General features: G+C 69.7%; 19 protein-coding genes. 4 read left to right on the top strand and 15 right to left on the bottom strand.

Annotated elements, in window-relative coordinates; translation table 11 throughout:
* Nucleotides 1–102: 102 nt before the first annotated feature.
* Nucleotides 103–663 carry a PH domain-containing protein gene (locus BCF44_RS31300; protein WP_116178003.1) on the bottom strand — a complete coding sequence of 187 codons (561 nt, stop codon included), beginning with the start codon at nt 661–663 and terminating at the stop codon, nt 103–105.
* Between the two features lie 27 nt (nt 664–690).
* On the bottom strand, nt 691–849 hold the full coding sequence (locus tag BCF44_RS55800) for a hypothetical protein (RefSeq protein ID WP_170217842.1): 159 nt from the start codon (nt 847–849) through the stop codon (nt 691–693).
* Nucleotides 850–997: 148 nt separating this feature from the next.
* Between BCF44_RS55800 and BCF44_RS31295 the strand changes: the two genes are divergently transcribed.
* The gene (locus BCF44_RS31295) at nt 998–1,420 is read left to right on the top strand and encodes an NUDIX hydrolase (protein WP_116178112.1); all 423 of its coding nucleotides are present in this window, start codon (nt 998–1,000) and stop codon (nt 1,418–1,420) included.
* 90 nt (nt 1,421–1,510) lie between these two features.
* On the opposite strand, the gene BCF44_RS31290 is transcribed toward BCF44_RS31295, so the two are convergent.
* Nucleotides 1,511–2,572: a DUF2332 domain-containing protein gene (locus tag BCF44_RS31290; protein ID WP_116178002.1), complete on the bottom strand. Its 1,062-nt coding sequence runs from the start codon at nt 2,570–2,572 to the stop codon at nt 1,511–1,513.
* Nucleotides 2,573–2,651: 79 nt separating this feature from the next.
* Nucleotides 2,652–3,155: a MaoC family dehydratase gene (locus tag BCF44_RS31285; protein ID WP_116178111.1), complete on the bottom strand. Its 504-nt coding sequence runs from the start codon at nt 3,153–3,155 to the stop codon at nt 2,652–2,654.
* A 263-nt stretch (nt 3,156–3,418) separates the two neighbouring features.
* Between BCF44_RS31285 and corA the strand changes: the two genes are divergently transcribed.
* Complete coding sequence (gene corA, locus BCF44_RS31280; RefSeq protein WP_116178001.1) at nt 3,419–4,504, top strand: magnesium/cobalt transporter CorA; 1,086 nt, start codon at nt 3,419–3,421, stop codon at nt 4,502–4,504.
* Nucleotides 4,505–5,239: 735 nt separating this feature from the next.
* On the opposite strand, the gene BCF44_RS31270 is transcribed toward corA, so the two are convergent.
* The 10 genes from BCF44_RS31270 to BCF44_RS31230 form a co-directional block, all read right to left on the bottom strand.
* The gene (locus tag BCF44_RS31270; protein WP_116177999.1) at nt 5,240–6,295 is read right to left on the bottom strand and encodes a DUF2332 domain-containing protein; all 1,056 of its coding nucleotides are present in this window, start codon (nt 6,293–6,295) and stop codon (nt 5,240–5,242) included.
* A gap of 31 nt (nt 6,296–6,326) precedes the next feature.
* On the bottom strand, nt 6,327–7,292 hold the full coding sequence (locus BCF44_RS31265) for a hypothetical protein (RefSeq protein ID WP_116178110.1): 966 nt from the start codon (nt 7,290–7,292) through the stop codon (nt 6,327–6,329).
* Between the two features lie 96 nt (nt 7,293–7,388).
* Nucleotides 7,389–8,573, bottom strand: a complete 1,185-nt coding sequence (locus BCF44_RS31260; RefSeq protein WP_116177998.1) for an ABC transporter ATP-binding protein — start codon at nt 8,571–8,573, stop codon at nt 7,389–7,391.
* A gap of 7 nt (nt 8,574–8,580) precedes the next feature.
* A complete protein-coding gene (locus BCF44_RS31255; protein ID WP_379799486.1) occupies nt 8,581–9,417 on the bottom strand; it encodes a carbohydrate ABC transporter permease in 837 nt (278 codons plus the stop codon).
* On the bottom strand, nt 9,414–10,352 hold the full coding sequence (locus BCF44_RS31250) for a carbohydrate ABC transporter permease (protein WP_116177996.1): 939 nt from the start codon (nt 10,350–10,352) through the stop codon (nt 9,414–9,416). Before BCF44_RS31250 ends, BCF44_RS31255 begins: the two co-directional genes overlap by 4 nt.
* Nucleotides 10,349–11,626, bottom strand: a complete 1,278-nt coding sequence (locus BCF44_RS31245) for an ABC transporter substrate-binding protein (protein WP_116177995.1) — start codon at nt 11,624–11,626, stop codon at nt 10,349–10,351. The genes BCF44_RS31250 and BCF44_RS31245 overlap by 4 nt, the downstream gene beginning before the upstream one ends.
* Before the next feature lie 248 nt (nt 11,627–11,874).
* Nucleotides 11,875–12,405, bottom strand: a complete 531-nt coding sequence (locus tag BCF44_RS31240) for a YflT domain-containing protein (RefSeq protein ID WP_116178109.1) — start codon at nt 12,403–12,405, stop codon at nt 11,875–11,877.
* Between the two features lie 81 nt (nt 12,406–12,486).
* Nucleotides 12,487–13,683 (bottom strand): acyl-CoA dehydrogenase family protein, encoded by a 1,197-nt coding sequence (locus BCF44_RS31235; RefSeq protein WP_116177994.1) that lies wholly within the window; start codon nt 13,681–13,683, stop codon nt 12,487–12,489.
* 89 nt (nt 13,684–13,772) lie between these two features.
* A complete protein-coding gene (locus BCF44_RS55795) occupies nt 13,773–13,934 on the bottom strand; it encodes a hypothetical protein (protein WP_170217841.1) in 162 nt (53 codons plus the stop codon).
* Nucleotides 13,935–14,355: 421 nt separating this feature from the next.
* The gene (locus BCF44_RS31230; RefSeq protein ID WP_116177993.1) at nt 14,356–15,306 is read right to left on the bottom strand and encodes an HpcH/HpaI aldolase/citrate lyase family protein; all 951 of its coding nucleotides are present in this window, start codon (nt 15,304–15,306) and stop codon (nt 14,356–14,358) included.
* 114 nt (nt 15,307–15,420) lie between these two features.
* Here BCF44_RS31230 and BCF44_RS31225 point away from each other — a divergent pair, with 114 nt between their 5' ends.
* Nucleotides 15,421–15,783, top strand: a complete 363-nt coding sequence (locus tag BCF44_RS31225; protein WP_246015809.1) for a hypothetical protein — start codon at nt 15,421–15,423, stop codon at nt 15,781–15,783.
* Nucleotides 15,734–16,582, top strand: coding sequence for an aminoglycoside phosphotransferase family protein (locus BCF44_RS31220; protein ID WP_246015772.1), 849 nt, complete (start codon nt 15,734–15,736; stop codon nt 16,580–16,582). Before BCF44_RS31225 ends, BCF44_RS31220 begins: the two co-directional genes overlap by 50 nt.
* 104 nt (nt 16,583–16,686) lie before the next feature.
* Here BCF44_RS31220 and BCF44_RS31215 read toward each other — a convergent pair whose 3' ends face one another.
* Nucleotides 16,687–17,514 (bottom strand): PhzF family phenazine biosynthesis protein, encoded by an 828-nt coding sequence (locus tag BCF44_RS31215; RefSeq protein ID WP_116177991.1) that lies wholly within the window; start codon nt 17,512–17,514, stop codon nt 16,687–16,689.
* Between the last annotated feature and the right edge of the window lie 6 nt (nt 17,515–17,520).

Genomic DNA, 17,520 nt, shown 5'->3' with positions numbered 1-17,520 from the left:
GCGGTCCAGGCATCGGCGGCGGCCTCGCGACCGACCACTCACCGGCGATACAACACGGCCCCGTCCTTGGGACGGGGCCGTGTCGACAGCTCGAAGGGTCTCCTAGGGAACCATCTTCTTGCCTCGGGCGGCGCGTTGCGCCTTGATCATCGAGAAGCGCTCGGCCTGCGCCTTCTTGTCACCGAAGACCAGCTCCGAGATGGCGTCGTAGACCTCCTCCGGCCGCGGCAGGTACTCGATCTTGTTGAGCGCCTGGATCTGGCCGGCGGACTCGACGATCAGCGTGCCGTAGCCGAACATGCGCCCGCCCAGGCTCCGCTCGTAGGTGAGGTCGGTGACCTTGGTGACCGGCATCATCGCCACCTTGGTCACGAACACGCCACTGGTGATCATGAACCGTTTGTCGGTGACGACGATGCGCTCCACCCACCACTCGATCACGAAGTAGGCGAACCGCAGCAGCACCAGCAGCGCCGCGTACCACAGGATGCTCTGGAAGATCGTGGCATCGGACGGCAGCAGGTGCGAGATCAGCACGGCCCCGGTGAGCAGGGCCGCCGCCTCGAAGATGTCCCAGAGCAGTGTGGCCCAGTGCCGTCGCACCCGGATGACCCTGCGCTCGGTGCCGAGCAGGTACTCGTCTGGATCCCTGGGTGCGAACACGGACGCGTTCCCCTCCCGCCAGCTGCGCTAGAACAGGTTCTGCGCGAAACTGATCACTCCCTCGGCTCCGCCCCGCAGGGCGCCAAGGACATTGTGCACCAGTCCAGCAGCCGACGCGGGCGCACTTACCAGGAAGAAGAGCGCCAACGCAACGCCGGCCCAGATCAGTAGCTTCTTCAGGTTCACGGCGACCAACCCCGTCCAAGTACTTGCAGCAGCCTTCACACCCTCGCTGCACAAGGTTGTACCGCACCAAGGTTCGGTTCGGGAGCTTTGTACTGCGCATGGGTCAGCGCCACTGGCTTGACACCAGATCCGGCTACGCTGCGTGTTCATGGACTCGGACGAAGGCCAGCGTACCCGCTGTGTCGGCGGGATCGCACACGACGCGCGGGGCCGGTTGCTGTTGGTTAGGCGAGGCAAACCTCCAGGTCAGGGACTGTGGTCCGTGCCGGGCGGCCGAGTGGAGCAGGGCGAGTCCGACGAGCGGGCGGTCGAACGCGAGCTCTGGGAGGAAACCGGACTCAGAGTCATCGTCGGTCACCTGATCGGATCGGTCGTCCGTCCGGCTCCCGTGGGCGTTTTCGACATCCACGACTACTCCTGCCAGCCAATAGGCGGCACGCTCCGGCCGGGCGACGACGCCGCCGAGGCGGCCTGGGTGGACGCCGAGACCTTCGCCACACTCGAGCGGCGCAACCTGCTCACGGAGGGTCTCGCGGACGCCCTGACCTCGTGGAACGTCCTGCCTCGATGATCATGGTTTGATCATCGAAGCAAGGGATCTCGACCGTTCGCAAAACCGCCCGAAAGCACCAATCCGGCTACCGCGGCCACGCCACGAGTGTCACCCGGTGGGAGGCAACCACTCCAGCCGCGCGCCGTGCCGGCCGGTCCGGGCGAGTGCCTGGGCCTGGGGACGGCCGTCCAACCAACGGACCAACCCCAGCAGGCCCTCGCCAGGTTCACCCGGAAGATCATCGCGGCCCGGCATCAGCACGTGCAGACCCGACTCGTACGGCTCGTCGCTGGCCCACCACATCGACCGGTCGGCGGCGAGCTTGCCCAGCGCCGCCACGTAGTCGCCGGCCCGCTCGCCCAGCCGCAGCCCGCTGTCCACCACGACCAGCGGCAGCTCCGCCGGCAGCCGGCCGGCGGCGTCGGCCAGCCCGTCCACCGGATCGCCGGCCACCAGCTCCGGCGACTCCTTGGCCAACATCGCCGCCGCCACGCCCAGCCAGCGCACCCGTTCCGGCTGGTCCGCCCACACGCACGCCTCCAGCCAGGCGAACTCGTCCGGGTCGTCGGCGTCCACCGGCGAGGCATCCAGGCCGACGCGCGCCTTCACGGCGAGCTTCTTCGGCAGCGTCGGCGGCTCGCCGCCGAGCACGCAGTGCAGGCCCAGCGGGGTCTTGGTCGGCCCGGCGGCGAACTGACCGGCGGCGCCGACCTGGTAGCGGTAGCCGAACTTGTCCATCAACAGCAGGAACCCGGCACACGACCCGACCGTCAGCAGCGCGACCGGGCCCCGCGCCTGCTTGGCCGCCAGCGCCACCGCCGGGTACAGCAGGGCGGCCTTGCGCACGTCATCCGTACGCAGCTCGCGGCCCGCCACCAGCTCGCGCACCTTGTCGGCCCGCTCCAGCACGAACTGCCGCCACATCGGCCAGGTCCCCTCGTCGGGGCCGGACGCGCCGCCGAGGGTGGCGTAGTAGGCGGACAGCGGGTGGATCGGGTCGGCCTGCACGAGCCGGTGCGCCGCCGCGAGCAGCAGCAGCGGATCGCGGTCGCCGAGCAGCGCCGCGACCTCCGCGTCGCCGGCCGCTTGGCCGGCGAGCAGCTGGTAGAGCGGGGAGTTGGCGGCGGCGTCGGAGTCGGCGAACTCGCGCAGCCGGGTCGCGGCGCTCACTGCTGCACCTCGCTGGCGCTCGGTGTCCGCGTTCGCGGACGCTCCGCGTTGAACGATTCGCTCGGCTCGCTCATGCGCGCTACAGCTTCGGCTCGGGACGGCCGGGCTGCTCGCCGCCACGGCTGTCGCCGTAGGAGCGCTTGGGCACCATCACCTTGCGCCGGTACACGCACACCACCGTCCCGTCCTGCTTGTAGCCGCGGGTCTCGACGTACACGATGCCGCGGTCGTCCTTGGACCTGGACGGGGTCTTGTCCAGCACCTCGGACTCGCCGTAGATGGTGTCGCCGTGGAAGGTCGGCGCGATGTGCCGAAGCGACTCCACCTCGAGGTTGGCGATGGCCTTGCCCGAGATGTCCGGCACGGACATGCCCAGCAGCAGCGAGTAGATGTAGTTGCCGACCACCACGTTCTTACCGAAATCCGTGGTCTCGCCCGCGTAGTGGGCGTCCATGTGCAGCGGGTGGTGGTTCATGGTCAGCAGGCAGAACAGGTGGTCGTCGTACTCGGTGACCGTTTTGCCCGGCCAGTGCTTGTAGACCGCGCCGACCTCGAACTCCTCGTAGTAACGCCCGAACTGCACGTCCACCTCCAGGTGTGGCCCGGACCTCGGCGGCCGGGGACGACAGTGTGGCCCCGCGAGGAGTAGTCTCTGCAACGGTGTGTGAGCGACTCCACCGCTCCATCGACACCACACCGACCGACCTTAGGAGGTGAGGGACGCCAGATGTCCAGTGCCAGTAGTAGGTACCGCGTCCCCGCCGACCAGGTTCATTCTTTCGTGTAAGCGCCTGGCCCGGCCCGGACGCGTTCGCCCTGTTCGAACCGTCCATCCTCGGAGGCCGTATGCCCAGCCTGCCCTCGTTCAGCGGACTGCGCGGCCGAGCCGCCCGCACCAACGGGCGGGTCGCGCCGCCCATCCCGGTGCCGCTGTCCGCGTACGTCGTCGACTGCGGCGTGTACATCGACGGCAAGCGTCTGCCCGGGCGCTGGACGCACACCGACGCGGTGCACGAGGTGCGCAAGCGGCGCGAGGGTTTCGTCTGGATCGGCCTGTACGAGCCCGACGAGGAGCAGATCCAGGGCGTGGCCGAGACGTTCGGGCTGCACGAGCTGGCCGTGGAGGACGCCGTGCAGGCGCACCAGCGGCCCAAGCTGGAGCGGTACGACGACACGCTGTTCATGGTGCTCAAGACCGTGCACTACATCGAGCACGACTCACCCGACACCGCCAACGAGATCGTCGAGACCGGCGAGCTGATGGTGTTCCTGGGCAAGGACTTCGTCGTCACGGTCCGGCACGGCAAGCACGCCGGCGTGGGCACGCTGCGGCGGCAGCTGGAGGCCGACCCGGAGCGGCTGGCCATGGGCCCGGCGGCGGTGCTGCACGCGATCGCCGACATGGCCGTGGACGCCTATCTCGCGGTGACCGAGGCCATCGAGGACGACATCGACGAGATGGAGGTGCAGGTCTTCGCGCCGCGCACCGCCGTCGACTCCGAGCAGATCTACCTGATGAAGCGGGAAGTGCTGGAGTTGCGGCGCGCGGTGACGCCGCTCGCGACCCCGCTGCGCCGGCTGTCCGAGGGCTACATCACGCTGGTGCCCGAGGAGGTCCGCTCCTACTTCCGGGACGTCGAGGACCACCTGACCACGGTGTCCGAGCACATCGCCAGCTTCGACGAGCTGCTCAGCACGCTCATCGACGCGGCGCTGGCCAAGATCACGCTCCAGCAGAACACGGACATGCGCAAGATCACCGCATGGGCCGCGATCATCTCCATCCCGACCATGATCGCCGGCATCTACGGCATGAACTTCGAGGACATGCCCGAGCTGCACTGGCGATTCGGCTATCCGCTGGCGCTGGCCGTCATCGTGCTGGTCTGCCTGCTGCTCTACCGAATACTCCGTCGCAACCGCTGGCTGTAGCCCCTCACCCCTCCGAGCGACCGGAGCCTCGCCATGTCCAAGATCCTCAGCAACCCGCTGTTCTGGGTGATGACCGCCGTCCTGCTGTGGCTGGCCACCATCACCCTGATCATCGCGCGCCAGAACTGAACTTCCCTTCGCCGCCAGCTTTTTCCCGCCGGGGCCGGCGGGAAAGAGCTGGACCGGGCGGAGGGCAACCCGAGCCCGCCGGGACACGTCTCCCTCATGTCAGAAGGGATGACGCGGGGGAAAGACCATGGAACGCAACGAAGTTCGCACGCTCCGCGGTGACGGGCCGGCGTCCGACCGCCGCACGGAGAGCTGGAATCCGGCTCTCGCCCGACAAGCAGCAACTTTCGAGCGGGCTCGCCGTCACCTTTTCTGAATCTCACGGCGATGGCCGCCGCTCAAGTTCGTCCATTGTGGACAACTTCTCATCAGAACTCCATGGGGGAACAGAAATGTCCCGCATCATTCGCACGCTCGTTCCGCCGGCGCCGGCCGGGGCCGCGTGATCGCACACTGCCGGCGGCACAGGCCGCGCCGGCCGCCAGCGAGCTCCAGGTCGTCGGGGCCGGCGTGGAGTCCGGCATGGGTCACACCGTCCGCCACGCGGACGGCACGTGGGACCCGTTCGGTCAGGCCGACGCCGCGGCCGACCGCACCAACGCCGGACCGGTCACGATCGCGAACGGCAGCACCTGAGCCGGACGGCCGGTGATCCCGCCCGCGGGATCACCGGCCCCAGGGCTGTTCGGCCCAGGTGAACGGGAGGCCGTGCCCGCGGCCGTGGCCCAGCCGCAACGACAGCCCGGCCGGCCACAGCTTGAGCAGCAGCTCGAACTGCGCGGTGGCCCGGCGCGGCTCGAACACCAGCAACGCCAACGGGGTCCGTTCGGTGGCCCGCGCCGCCGCCTCCGCGAGGGCGGCGCGGCCACGTTCCCGCTCCGACGGCGAGGCGTACTGCCACATCACCGAATGCCACACGACCGTCAGCACGCCGTCGTGCGCCTCGGCGAGCTGGCGTTCCAGCCACTCCGCGCCGTCGGCGCGCTCCACCCGTACGGGATCGGCGGCGGCCAGCCGCATCGCGGCACGCAGCCGTTCCATGCGGTGCACCTGGTCCGCCCACACGAAGGAGGACAGGTGCAGCTGGCCCTCCTTTGCCGTCACGTCAACGGGATTCACATCGCAGCCGGCCCGGCTGTGCATCTCCAGCGACCGGCTCAGGTCCGCCGGGGGCAGCCCCGTCCACTCCGGGTCGAGCTGGAGCACGCTGTCCGGGTCGCCGAGAACCCGGTCCGGCAGCACGTAGGCGACCTTGTGCGGACGCAGGTTCAGGCCGCCGCTGGCACCGACCTCCAGCAGCCGCACCGGGAACCCACCGACACGCTCGGACGCCACCAGCAGACCGCCGTACAGCGGCCCGTTGCGCCCCGGCTCGTTGGTCTGCACGGCACTGCCCCGCACCAGCTGGCGCACCTCGGACTCGTGCTCCTTGAGGACGGCCTCGACGTCCGGCCACAGCGCCTCGAACCGGGGCGTGCCACCCATGGACGGGTAGTGCGCCGCCAGGTTGGGCGCGCGGCCGTCGAGCACCACCCGGTGCACCGCGCCCGCGAATCGCAGCCCCGGCACCGTGCCCGGGCGGTCCCGCTCCGACCCCGCCATCACGCGGGCGGTGACGCCGCCGGCGTCCAGGTCGTCCGCGGCGGAGTTCAGCAGGTGGTAGGTCAGGGGGCTGCCCGGTCGGCAGGTCTCCGAGATGTCCCGGAACAACTTCGCCAGCACACGTGCACGCTAGCCGCTCCGGCGCTGGCGGTCAGCGCGACACATCAGGCAGCGGCCGGACGTGGTTCATCACCCGGTCCGCGTAGTTGTCGAGCAGCCGCGTGCCCACCTGCTGGGAGTAGCCGAGCAGGGCCGCCCACAGCAGCAGCGCCGCCTGCGAGGTGATGCAGGTCAGCCCCTCGGCGACGCCGGCGCTGAGCGCGAGCACGCCGATCACCGCCAGCGCGGCGCCGAGCAGCACCTTGATCAGCGCCTGGTAGCCGATCAGGATGTACGGGGACAGGCTGGGCCGGCGGCGCAGCAGCAGGACCACCGCCGCGACCATGGCGCCGAACGCCCCGATCAGCTGCACCAGCCAGACGTCCAGCGGCGCCGGGGTCTTCGCGCCGGTGGCGCAGGCGCGGATCTGCTCGTTCGCGGGCAGGTGCGCGCACATCGGCAGGAACTCCGGCCGCAGCAGGCCGACCAGCCCCAGCGCGGTGTTGACGACGAACAGCAGCAGCGCCGCGGCCACCATCTTGTTGCGCAGGGCCCGGGCCGCCGCGTGGGCGTCGTCGGAGGCGTCGAAGGCCGCGCGCAGGGCGTCGACCACGATCGCCCGATCCGTGGGCCCCGGCGGCCGTCCGGGTTCGAGGGTGTCCAGGGCCTGCCGGCGCAGGTCGTCCTCCGACAGCAGGCCCGAGATCCGCTGGCGCAGGCCCGGCAGCCGGCCGGCCAGGTCCGGCAGCGCGGCCGCCGTGCACACCTCGGCCTCGTGCAGCGCCCGCCAGGCCCGCTCGATGTGCCAGCCCGACCACCAGGACGCCGGCAGCCGCCAGAACCGCTCGCGGTGGTCCAGCACCCGGTCCACCACGGCCAGCGACTCGACCGCCGACCGCCGCTCCCGGTCCGTGCCGGCCACGCCCTCCAGCTCGGCCAGGTCGGCCCGCGTCCGTCGGGCCCGGGCCTCGACCGTGAGCTGCCAGTCCGTGAGCCGGGCCCGGTCGCCGATCGCCATGTGGATCACCCCGGTCCGATGGTCGCACCGGGACGGATCGGATATCAGCGGCCAACCGGGGCTTTCCTCGGCGAGGAAAGCCCCGGTCGGTGGCGCTCAATCCGCCGAATAGGTGAGGTTCGCTCCCGAGGCCGGGTCGAACAGCTGGACCTTGTCGGTGTCGAACCAGAACTTCGCCGGCTGGCCCTCGGCCACCGCCGACGCCGCGGACAGCCGTGTCACCACCTGGCTTCCGGTGTCCGGCACACCCGCGGATCCGGCGTCGGCGGCCAGGTCCGCGAGGTCGGAGGCGTGCGCCTCGCCGCCCTCCACCGAGAAGTACGCGAACTTCTCCGCGCCCATCGACTCCAGCACCTCGACCTGCGCGTCGAAGGACGCGCCCCGGTCCAGCGCCGCCGCGTCCACCAGGGACGCGTCCTCGAAGTGCTCCGGCCGCACGCCCATGATCACCTCACGGGGCGCGTCCGCCGCCTCCGCCGCCCGCCGGACCCGGTCGGTCAGCGCGACCGTGCCCAGCGGCGTCGACAGCGACCCGTTCTCCAGCGTGGCCGGCAGGAAGTTCATTGCCGGCGCGCCGATGAAGCCGGCCACGAACAGGTTGGCCGGGTGGTCGTAGAGGAACTGCGGCGCGCCGATCTGCTGCACGAGCCCGCCGCGCAGCACCACGACCCGGTCGCCGAGCGTCATCGCCTCGGTCTGGTCGTGGGTCACGTACACGGTGGTGGTGCCCAGCTGCTTCTGGAGCCGCGACACCGAGGTGCGCATCTGCCCGCGCAGCTTGGCGTCCAAATTGGACAATGGCTCGTCCATGAGGAACGCCTTGGGGCTGCGCACGATCGCCCGCCCCATCGCGACCCGCTGCCGCTGGCCGCCGGACAGGTTGGCCGGCTTGCGGTCCAGGTGCGCCTTGAGGTCCAGGATCGCGGCGGCCTCCTCCACCTTCCTCGTCACCGTCGCGTTGTCCACCTTGGCCAGTCTCAGCGGGAAGGCCATGTTCTCCCGCACGGTCATGTGCGGGTACAGCGCGTAGGACTGGAACACCATGGCGATGTCCCGGTCCTTGGGCGCCTTCTCGTTCATCCGCACGCCGCCGATGCGCAGCTCGCCGCCGGTGATGTCCTCCAGCCCGGCGATCATGTTGAGCGTGGTGGACTTGCCGCAGCCCGAGGGCCCGACCAGGATCACGAACTCGCCGTCGGCGATCTCGATGTTCACGTCGGAGACGGCCAGCGCGCCGTCCGCGTAGCGCTTGGTCACCTTGTCCAGAACTATCTCGGCCACGACGGCCTCACCCCTTCACGGCGCCGGAGGTCAGCCCCGCCACGATGCGACGCTGGAAGAACAGCACGAACAACACGATCGGGATCGTGATCACCACCGCCGCCGCGCAGATCTGCCCGGTCGGGTCCTCGAACTGCGAGGCGCCGGTGAAGAACTGCAGGGCCGCCGGCACCGTGCGGGAGCGGGTGGTCGCCGTCAGCGAGATGGCGAACAGGAAGTCGTTCCAGCAGAAGATGAACACCAGGATGGCGGTGGTGAACACGCCCGGCGCGGCCAGCGGCGCGATCACCCGCCGGAACGCCTGCGCCGGCGTCGCGCCGTCCATCTTGGCCGCCTTCTCCAGCTCCCACGGGATCTCCCGGAAGAACGCCGACAGCGTGTAGATGGCCAGCGGCAGGGCGAAGGTGATGTACGGCAGGATCAGCCCCGGCCAGGTGTCGAACAGGCTCAGCGACCGCTCGATGGAGAACAGCGGCGACACCAGCGACACCTGCGGGAACATGGCCACCAGCAGGGAGAAGCCGACCAGCGCGGTCTTGCCGGGGAAGTCCAGCCGGGCGATGGCGTAGGCGGCCATCGTGCCCAGCACCACGGCGATCGCGGTGGCGATCAGCGAGATGCCGATGGAGTTGACCAGCGCCAGCAGGAAGTCGTTGGTCTGGAAGATGTCGACGTAGCTCTGCACCGACCATTCCTGCGGGATGAACGAACCGTCGCCGATGGTCGCCTTGGACTTGAACGACAGCGACAGCGTCCACAGCACCGGCACCAGCGCGTACACCACCACGATGACGTCGATGATCGTCCACCGGACGCGTTTTCCGGTCGTGATGACGGCCATCATCGCCTCCCCGGGTCGGAGCCGGGCGCGGCGGTGCCGAACACCTTGATGAACACGAAGGCGACGATCGCCACCGCGATGAAGATCAGCACCGACATGGTGGAGCCGATGCCCAGGTTCAGGCCGCGGATCAGGTTGTCGTAGGTCTGCATGGACACCGAGCCGGTGCCCTGCGAGCCGCCGGTGAGGATGAAGATGTTGTCGAAGATGCGGAACGCGTCCAGGGTGCGGAACAGCAGCGCCACCAGGATCGCCGGCTTCATCACCGGCAGCATGACCTTGGTGAACCGCTGCCACGGCCCGGCGCCGTCCATCGACGCCGCCTTGAGCAGGTCGTCCGGCACCAGGGCGAGCCCGGCCATCAGCAGCAGGGCCATGAACGGCGTGGTCTTCCACACCTCGGCCAGGATGATCGCGCTCAGCGCCGGCAGCTTCTCGGTCAGCACGGCGGTGTCCGGCCCGACCAGCTTGGCCAGGTAGCCGGTGTCCGGCGTCCAGGCGAACTTCCAGCTGAACGCGGCCACCACCGTCACGATCCCGTACGGGATCAGGGAAACCGTGCGGACCAGGCCGCGGCCGACCAGCGTCCGGTGCATGATCAGCGCCAGCGCCATGCCCAGCACCAGCTCGATCGCCACCGACACCACGGTGATCAGCGCGGTGGTGCCGAAGGCCGTCCACCAGTAGCCGTTGGACAGCACGGTGCCGTAGTTGGCCAGCCCGACGAACTCCTGCTTGTCCGGGAACCGCAGGTCATAGCGTTGCAGGGACAGCCAGACCGAGTAGATGATCGGCCAGCCGGTGACCGCGAGCATCACGATCGCCGCCGGCGCGCACAGCAGCAGCCCCAGCCGCCGCTCGGCCCGTTTTCCCTCGCTCAGCACGGGTTTGGCCCGGTGCGTGGTGGCGGGCCGGGCCGCCTCGGTGGTCTGACTCACGGGAGCACCCCCTTGGAGTCCAGCGCGTCCTGGATCGCCTGCCGCATCTTGTCCGCGGTGGCCTGCGGATCGATGGCCGACGGCGGCGAGAGCAGGTTCTGCATGATGGTGGAGACGTTCTGGTAGGCGGGCGTGATCGGCCGGCTCGCGGCGGTGGCCAGCTCCGCCTTGATGTCGTCCTTCATCGGGTACGCCTTGGCCATGTCCGGCGCGTCGTAGACGCTGGCGATCGTCGGCGGCACGCCGTCGTTGACCGCGGAGTAGTCCTGCATCTGCGGGCTGCGCAGGCACAGCGCCGCCTTGAACGCCTCGTCCTTGTGCTGCGAGTAGGTGCTGATCGCCAGGTTCTCGCCGCCGATGGTGACCTTGGCCTGGCCGCCCGGCGTCAGGCTCGGGTACCGGGTCCACTTGAAGTTCTTGAACAGGTCGGGCTTGTCCTGCTGCATCGCCGCGTAGACGTACGGCCAGTTCAGCTCGAACGCCGAGTCGCCGTTCTCCATCAGCAGCGCGATCTGCTGCTCCTGCGCGCTGGACAGGCCGGCGTCGGTGACGCCGGCGGTGGCGAACTTCTTGAGCATGGCCAGCGCCTGCACCGCGCCGTCGTCGACGACCGCCTTCGTGCCGTCGTCGGAGACCAGCGTGCCGCCCGCGGACGCGGTCAGCGTGTTGAAGCCGACCACCAGGCCCTCGTACTGCGCGCCGGTGAAGCCGATCTTGTACTTCTTGCCCCGCTGCTTGAGCTGCTGCGCGTCGGCGATCATCTCGTCCCAAGTGGACGGTGGTGTGCTCACCAGATCGCCGCGGTACCACAGCAGCTGCACGTTCGTGTTCTTCGTCGCCCCGTAGAGCTTTCCGTTGTAGGACGCCGAGGCCAGCGGCCCGGCGAGCACGTCCTGGCGCGCCTGCGCCTCGTTCGCGCCGGTCCACGGCTCGATCCAGCCCGCGCCGGCGAACTCCGACGTCCAGGTCACGTCCAGGCCGAGGATGTCGAGACTGGGGTCCCCGGCGGCCAGTCTTCGCACCATCTGCTCGCGCTGGCCGTCGGCATCGCGCGGCGACGTGACGTCGACGATGTGGTACGCGCCGCCGGCCTGCTGGTTGCACTGGTCGACGACGTTCTGGAAGTGCTGTTCCGGCGGGTAGTACACGGTGATCGTGACGCCCTCGCCGGCACCCGCCCCGCAGGCGGCCACCATCGGTGCGGCCAGTGCCGCGGCGGCCATCGCCACCGCGCCCCGTCGCCACCGCGGGCGCCGACCGGTTGGCTGTGCCATCGGTCCTGCCTCCCATCGCTGAAGGGGGCCGAACCCGCGCACGTACCGGCGGACACCCACGAAGTCCACCAGATCAGCCCGGCACCCCGATGTGCCCCGGCCCGCCCCGGCGGACCGGTGCAGCCGAACCTAGGACCGCCGTTTTGGCGGCCGCAAGCGATTGGGGCAACGATTCAGACACCGGGCGTGCCTCTTGCCCAGATGTACCAAGGCCCGCCGGCGGAGACCCCACCGGCGGGCGGTTCGCGCTAGAGCGGCCCGGCGGCCGGGCGCATCGCCAGCTTGGCCAGCAGGTCACGGCCCTGCTCGGCGTTGCGGGGCTGGCACAGCACGTCGTAGCGGCCGGCCACCAGCTGGCTGGAGGACTGGAAGTCGCGCCGGCCGCGGGTGGAGGCGTAGCCGACGGCCGCGAACACCACGAAGAACAGCACGCCCAGCACCAGGCACACGGCGATCTGGAGCAGGCCCGCCGACTGGCCGCCGGTGAACAGGCTCAGCATCACGCCCACGAACAGGCCGAACCACGCGCCCGAGGCCGCGCCGGCGCCCAGCACGCGGCGCCAGGACAGCCGGCCGGTGACCCGCTCCACCAGCATCAGGTCGACGCCGACGATGGTCACGTCCTGCACCGGGAACTCGCTCTCGGCCAGGAAGTCGACGGCGCGCTGCGCCTGCCCGTACTCCTCGTACGAGCCGATCGGCCAGCCGGTCGGCTTCGTCGGCAGTCGCGGCGGGCCGGTCGGCCGGTCCTGCGATGAGAACGAACTCGTCACCGATATCACCTCGTTCGCGGTCGGTGGCCTCCCATTGTCCTCACGACCAACGAACCACGCGAACCGGGCGTGCCGGACGGGCCGAGATCAACCCCGGGATTGGTACTCCCGGAGCAGTCCCCGGCTGATGATCGTCTTCTGGATCTCGCTGGTGCCCTCGCCGATCAGCAGGAAGGGGGCCTCCCGCATGAGGCGCTCGATCTCGTACTCCTTGGAGTAGCCGTAGCCGCCGTGGATGCGGAAGGACTCCTGGGTCACCTCGGCGCAGTACTCGGAGGCGATCAGCTTGGCCATGCCGGCCTCGACGTCGTTGCGCTGCCCGGAGTCCTTGAGCCGGGCCGCGTTCACCATCATCAGGTGCGCCGCCTCGACCTTGGTCGCCATCTCGGCCAGCTTGAACGCGATCGCCTGGTGGTCGGCGATCTGCTTGCCGAAGGTCTTGCGCTGCTGGGCGTACTCGACGGCCAGCTCGAAGGCGCGGATCGAGATGCCGCAGGCGCGGGCGGCCACGTTGACCCGGCCGACCTCGACGCCGTCCATCATCTGCGAGAAGCCCTGGCCGGTGACGCCGCCGAGCACCTGGTCGGCCGCGATCTCGTAGCCGCTGAACACCATCTCGGTGGTGTCCACGCCCTTGTAGCCCATCTTGGCGATCTTGCCGGGGATGGTCAGGCCGGGCGTCACCTCGCCGTAGCCGACCGGCTTGTCGACCAGGAAGGCCGTGAGGTTCTTGTGCGGCTTGTCCGCGCCCTCGTCCGTGCGGACGAGGACCGCGGTCAGGTTGGAGGTGCCGCCGTTGGTCAGCCACATCTTCTGACCGTCGATGACGTAGGAGTCGCCGTCCTTGCGGGCCCGCGTCTTGATCGCGGCGACGTCGGAGCCGAGGTCCGGCTCGGACATGGAGAACGAGCCGCGGATCTCGCCGGTGGCCATCTTCGGCAGGTAATGCGCCTTCTGCGCGTCCGTGCCGTGCTGCTTGATCATGTGCGCGACGATGAAGTGCGTGTTGATCACGCCGGAGACGCTCATCCAGCCGCGGGCGATCTGCTCCACGACCAGCGCGTAGGTCAGCAGCGACTCGCCGAGCCCGCCGAACTCCTCGGGGATGGTGAGGCCGAACAGCCCCATCTCCTTCATCCCCTCGACGATGTCCGCCGGGTAGGCGTCGTCGTGCTCCAGCGCCTGGGCGTGCGGGATGATCTCCTTGTTCACGAAGTCGCGAACAGTGTTCAGGATCTCCTGCTGCACCTCGGTGAGACCGGCGGTCTGGGCGAGCCGGGCCATGATGGTCCCCTTGTCGTCGCTGACTGGTTACCGGTGAGTATCCCCAACCCCGCGACGTCTCACCCTGTGAAGGTGCTCACCCGATCGGTTCAGCTGGCGCGGACCTGGACGGCGTCGCCGCAGGACCGGCACTGCTCCGCGAACACGTAGACCGACCGGCCGCAGCCGGCGCACGGCACGAAGCTGCGCTCCAGCAGATCGTCGTGGCGACGGCGGCGGAACAGGTGAATCCCCTTCGAGTGCTTGGACATGGGGACCAGCCTGAACCGACACCGGGGGTGCGAGGCAAACCAAGGTTGCCTTCTGTGCGTTATCTCACCGTGATTCACCACGCGGCGTAGTCGAATGCCGCGATTTGTGTAGTCTGATCTTTGATCCGCCTCACAAACAGTAACACGTTCCTACGCGTTCACGAGACACGGATCAAATGCCGGCGCGGCAGGAATCCGCGCCGACACCACGCTCGTCCATGCCGCCGGCCGAGCCAGCTTGTCTGCGCAGAACACGGCCGCGATCACTCCACCGGCGGCATCCACTCACCCGCGATCACTCCGCCAACGGCGCCCACTCGTCCGCGCAGAACACGGCCGCGATCACTCCACCGGCGGCATCCACTCACCCGCGATCACTCCGCCAACGGCGCCCACTCGTCCGCGCAGAACACGGCCGCGATCATTCCGCCGGCGGGGCCCACTTGTCCGTGCGGGACATGCCAGCCGCGCGCCCCTTGCCGGCGATCACCAGCGCCATCTTCCGCGACGCCTCGTCGATCATCTCGTCGCCCAACATCACCGCGCCGCGCTTTCCGCCGGCGTCGGAGGTGAAGTACTCGTAGGCGTCCAGGATGTTCTCGGCGTGGTCGTAGTCGGACTGGTCCGGGCTGAACACCTCGTTGGCCGCGTCGATCTGGCCGGGGTGCAGCACCCATTTGCCGTCGTAGCCGAGCGCGGCGGCGCGGCCGGCGACGCGGCGGAAGCCGTCCACGTCCCGAATCTGGAGGTACGGCCCGTCGATCGCCTGCACGTCGTTGGCGCGGGCGGCCATCAGGATGCGCATGAGGATGTAGTGGTAGGCGTCGCCGACGTCGTAGCCGGGCGGCTGCTCGCCGACGACCAGCGACTTCATGTTGATGGACGCCATGAAGTCGGCCGGGCCGAAGATGATCGTCTCCACCCGGGGCGAGGCGGTGGCGATGGCGTCCACCTCGACGAGGCCGCGGGCGTTCTCGATCTGGGCCTCGATGCCGATCCGGCCGACCTCGTAACCCATGGTCTTCTCGATCTGGGTGAGCAGCAGGTCCAGCGCCTGCACCTGCTGCGCGGTCTGCACCTTGGGCAGCATCAGGCAGTCCAGGTTGGCGCCGGCCCCCTCGACCACCTCGACGACGTCGCGGTAGGTCCACTCGGTGGTCCAGTCGTTGACCCGCACCACCCGGGTCCGCTCACCCCAGCCGCCCTCGTTGAGCGCGGCCACGATCGTCTTGCGGGCGTCCGGCTTGGCCAGCGGCGCGCAGGCGTCCTCCAGGTCCAGGAAGACCTGGTCGGCCGGCAGCGTCCGGGCCTTGTCGATCATCTTCTGGCTGGAGCCGGGGACGGCGAGACAGGATCGGCGGGGACGCGGCACGGCGGTACCTCCTCGTACTGACCGGTAACTTACGGCGATGCTGGCACGACCTCGGGGTGCCCGCCATTCGCTGAGTCACCCGTCACAGGCCCGTGCGAAGCTGAACCGGTGGAGATGACCCGTCTGCTGGACAACGCCTTGCGCAAGGCCGCCGCCGTCTGGATCACCGTCGACGACCGGCCGCGGCTGGTCTGGGCGCTGTGGCGGGACGGCGCGCTGTGGGTCGCGGTCGGCGGCGACGAGCAGCAGGTGCCGGGCCTGGGCGACGGCGTGACCTGCACGATCACCGTTCGGTCCCCCACCACGCACTCCCACCTGGCCGACGTGCCCGCGACGGCCTCGCTGGTCGAGCCGGAAAAAGAGGTGACGGACGCGCTCCGGGCGGCCAGACTCAACGCGGAGCCGCTCTGGACAGAGGTGTACCGACTTGATCCGGATTCCCAAGGACTTCGCGAAGACGGTGCTCAGCTGGGATGACGACGACGCCACGCGCTGGCTGCACGGGCTGCCGGAACTGGCCGGCGAGTACCTGGACCGCTGGGACCTGACGCTGGACGGCCGGCCCGTCAACGGGTTCGTCAGCGTCGTGCAGCCGGTGCGCCGGGCCGACGGCACGCCGGCGATGCTCAAACTCGGACTGCCGCACGAGGAATCCGAGCACGAGTGGCTCGCACTGTCCATGTGGGACGGTGACGGTGCGGTTCGACTGCTCGACCACGAGGGCGAGGAGGGCGTGCTGCTGCTGGAGCGGCTGCGTCCGGAAACCCTTGCCGACCAACCCATCGAGGACGCTCTGAGGATCGCCGCCACGCTGCGCAGACGCCTTCGGCGGCCCGCCCCGCACCGGATGCGCACCCTGCGGGCCAACGCCGCCCGCTGGGCCGAGCAGTTGCCGCGGGCTCAGGGCGTGCCCAGGCGGATCATCGACGAGGCCGTCGACCACTGCCGCACCCTCGGACCCCGGGCGCTGGGCCAGATGGTCAACGAGGACCAGCACTTCCAGAACATCCTGGCCGGCGACCGCGAGCCGTGGCTGGTGATCGACCCCAAGGTGCTCGCCGCCGATCCCGAGTTCGGCCTGGCCACGCTGCTGTGGAACCGCTTCGAGCCGGACCGGATCCGCCGCCGGCTCGACATGCTGGTGGAGATCGAGGACCTGGACGCCGACAAGGCGCGGGCATGGACGTTCGTCTCGGCCGTGGTGAACTGGGCCGAGGAGGACGGCTGGCCCGCCGAGCGCTGTGGCGTCATCGCCACCACCCTAGCCGGCCGCTAGCCCATCCCCCGCCTTTTATGCCACATGCGCTTCCCATTTGCGCGATGGTGGCAAATGGGAAGCGCATGTGGCGTCAGCGCGCAAGTAGGAAGCGCATGTGGCAATCAGCCGGCCCAGCTCAGTTGGCCGCTGGCGATGTGCACGACGTCACCCCGGACCGTCACCGCCTCCGGTGTCACCGAGCAGTACAGAGTGGACGATCGCCCCATCTCGATGCCCTGCCGCACAACGATGTCCGCCGTCTCGCCGATGAGTCCGCGGTCGACGGCGAACGCGCACAGGCCCAGCGCCGCCGAGCCGGTGGCGGCGTCCTCGATGTCGCCGGCGAACACCCGGGCGTGGGCCTCACCGTCGACCAGCGAGAACACCTGCACACCGTGTTCCGCGCCCGCGGCCAGAATCGCCGCCGGGTTCGGCACGGTCCGGGCTACCGCGTCCGGCTTGACCCCCAGGTACGCCCAGTCCAGGCCGCAGCCGGCGATACCGGGGTCCACATCGGACAGATCGTCTACCGTGAGCCCGACCGACGCCGCCAGCGCGGCCCGGTCCAGACTCGGGCCGACGGTGCGTTTGCCGCCGGTGATCCGCGAGCCGCGCTCGTCCACCACCACCGGCAGCAGGCCGGCGAGGCACTCCTGCACGGCCGGTCCGAAGCCGATGACGCCGTCGCGGGCCAGCAGCCAGGACGTTCCCACACTCGGGTGACCGGCGAACGGCAACTCCTCACTCGGCGTGAAGATCCGAACCCGGTAGTCCGCGCCGGGTTGGGTCGGCCGCAGCGGGAACGTCGTCTCGGAGTAGCCGAACTCCGCGGCAATTGTCCGCATCTGCTCGGCGGACAGGTCCTCGGCGCCGTGCACCACGGCGAGCTGGTTGCCGGTGAACGGGGTGTCGGTGAACACGTCGAGCACATCGAAACGCAGCGTCGTCACCGGACA

Origin of the sequence: Kutzneria buriramensis (assembly GCF_003387475.1) — a bacterium.
In the GTDB taxonomy this organism is placed as follows: domain Bacteria; phylum Actinomycetota; class Actinomycetes; order Mycobacteriales; family Pseudonocardiaceae; genus Kutzneria; species Kutzneria buriramensis.
Note: the sequence above shows the minus strand (reverse complement) of the source record. Positions and strands in the feature narration are given on the sequence as shown.